Here is a 2,112-nt window from a genome sequence, read left to right as displayed (position 1 = left end):
AGGCCGACAGGCGCCCAGGTAGGAATCGCCGCGTCCGGCTGCGGACAAACGACGATTTGGTGGCCAATCCCTACCACAGACCTACCTGATAACTGGTAGTGAGCCAGTTGACACCGGTCCCGATCTGGTTGATAATCGCAGAAACGCGATAGACTTCGCTGGCCGCCTGAGGCACAGCATCCCATCGGGTGTTCGGTGTTTCCCCGGAAACACTTCGCCGGGGGAGTCCACGGATAGACGAATTTCTCCTAAGTCGCAGGCATCGCGCCGTGCAGCGGGCGAATGTGTCCGATGCACCGAGTCCTGAGGGCATTTCCATGGAACAGTACACGTTCATCGTCCAGCTTCCGTTCAAGGGTCGCGCTTCCTACACGGTCAACCTCGACGGCCGAGATCCGTTGATCGAGAGCTTCGCTCGCATCGTGGAGGCAACCCAGGGGGCCGAGGAAGAAATCCCCATCGAGATCACGACCGCCGATGGTCGTCGCGCGGAAGTTACCTGGACGTTCGCACTTGCGGGCGAGGATGGAGATGAAATGCTCTTGTCGCCCCACATGTCCCTAGTCGATCAAGGGGTCATGCCCAACGCGGAGATTGTGGTGGAGGATGAGTCGAACGTGGGCGCGCCGGATCCCGACGCCCGTTTTCGGGAAGACTGCCTGAGGCTAGCGAGCTTCATCGGCGCGAATCGAAGTCACCTCGCCGTCATCAAGCAGACACGCCGGCAAATCGAGATTCAGGTCGCGGGCGTTCGGGCCATCACCTCGGTCGACAAGCACGGACAGCCCGTCTACGGGGAGAATCACAAGCTTCGCATTCTCATCCCAGCCAACTATCCGTTCGAGGGTCCGCGCCTGGTTCCTCTCACCGAAGTCTTTCATCCCAACATCGCCTACGGCACCGGAGAGGCCAACGTCTGTTATACGGAGGGCTACGTCCCGGACGGCGACGACACGTTTTCCTACATGATCTATCAGTGGCTTCGCATGGTTCAGTACCGTCGCAAAGGATGGAACCTGCAGGAGCCGCACCGTCACCAGAACGAAGTTGCCAGCCGGTGGCTCGAAGAAGTGCTTAGAGGCCCGCGCTTGAAGCACCTTCTGCCCGTCAAGCCGGTTGTCGATTTCTATTGGGCCTGAGCGTTCATATTTCGTCGTAAGCATTGAACACTGGTTAGGGGTGAACTATCACTTCCAAGCCGCAGATCAGTGTCGCCAAGGAGTTCGCCGAGGGAACGACGTTCGTCGTCACGCCGCCCGCGGTCGTCGCGGGTGAGGAGGTCCTCGTACGATGCTCCGAAGGGGCCTTGAAAGGGATGCTGTGGCACGCCCTTCGCGGCCTCCCGCGAAAGGAGGAGGGCGGCTCGATCGATTCCAACGACGCTCGCGAGGTGAAGGGGTATCTCCTCGGGCAGGTCGAGTTCGCGAACAAGCGGCGCGTCGTTACGATCAAGGAGATCGTCCAACTCCCTTTCAATGAGCAGGACGCGGGAGACGCCGCCTACTTCAACGCACAGGACCGTGCCATCCTCGAGAAGAAGCTCCGTTCGCGGCCGTCTCTGCAGCTCGTCGGCAACTATCATAGCCATCCCAATCACGAGATCAAACTGTCCGACCAGGACGTCGTTTACCTAAGTCAGTACCTTCCCGAAAACTATCACGTGGCCGCCATCGTGGGCCCGCGCGAGCCCGCGGTCGGGTTCTTCCTTCGAAACGAGCAGGGGGCATACACGCCCTGGCAAGAGCCGGTTGGACGCACGAGGTATACGCGGGCGAACGATGTGGAGTCCGGTTTCGCGTGGAAGCCCGACATCGAGGTGGTGGATGCCGGGGGTGGCAACATCACCTACGTGCAGGGTAAGCGGACGAGCCGAAAAGCGGTCTGGTGGTCGGTGGGTCTTGCGGTGGTGGCGGTGGCCGCGGCGGCGTTTATGCTCCTGCAACGAAGCAGCCCGGTCATGGGAGTCGTGCCGACGCAGGTCGATCTGACATCGTCCGGTGAGCAGAGCAAGACCATCGAGCTGAAGCTCGACCGCAAGGGAGAGTACACCTTCATCATCGTGCAGACCGAGGACCTTCCACCGTGGCTGGAAATTGCGCCCACCAAAGGAAG

Annotated in this window: 2 protein-coding genes; both read left to right on the top strand. The window is 60.5% G+C overall.

Translation table 11 applies throughout. From position 1 onward, the window contains the following. The first annotated feature begins 269 nt into the window (after positions 1 to 269). Positions 270 to 1,139, top strand: coding sequence for a hypothetical protein (locus VEK15_26515; GenBank protein ID HXV64281.1), 870 nt, complete (start codon positions 270 to 272; stop codon positions 1,137 to 1,139). Positions 1,140 to 1,315: 176 nt separating this feature from the next. After that, positions 1,316 to 2,112 (top strand): Mov34/MPN/PAD-1 family protein (locus VEK15_26510; protein ID HXV64280.1); only part of this gene is annotated, 797 nt, incomplete at its 3' end.

The sequence above is a fragment of the Vicinamibacteria bacterium genome (genome assembly GCA_035620555.1).
GTDB lineage: Bacteria > Acidobacteriota > Vicinamibacteria > Marinacidobacterales > SMYC01 > DASPGQ01.
Note: the sequence above shows the minus strand (reverse complement) of the source record. Positions and strands in the feature narration are given on the sequence as shown.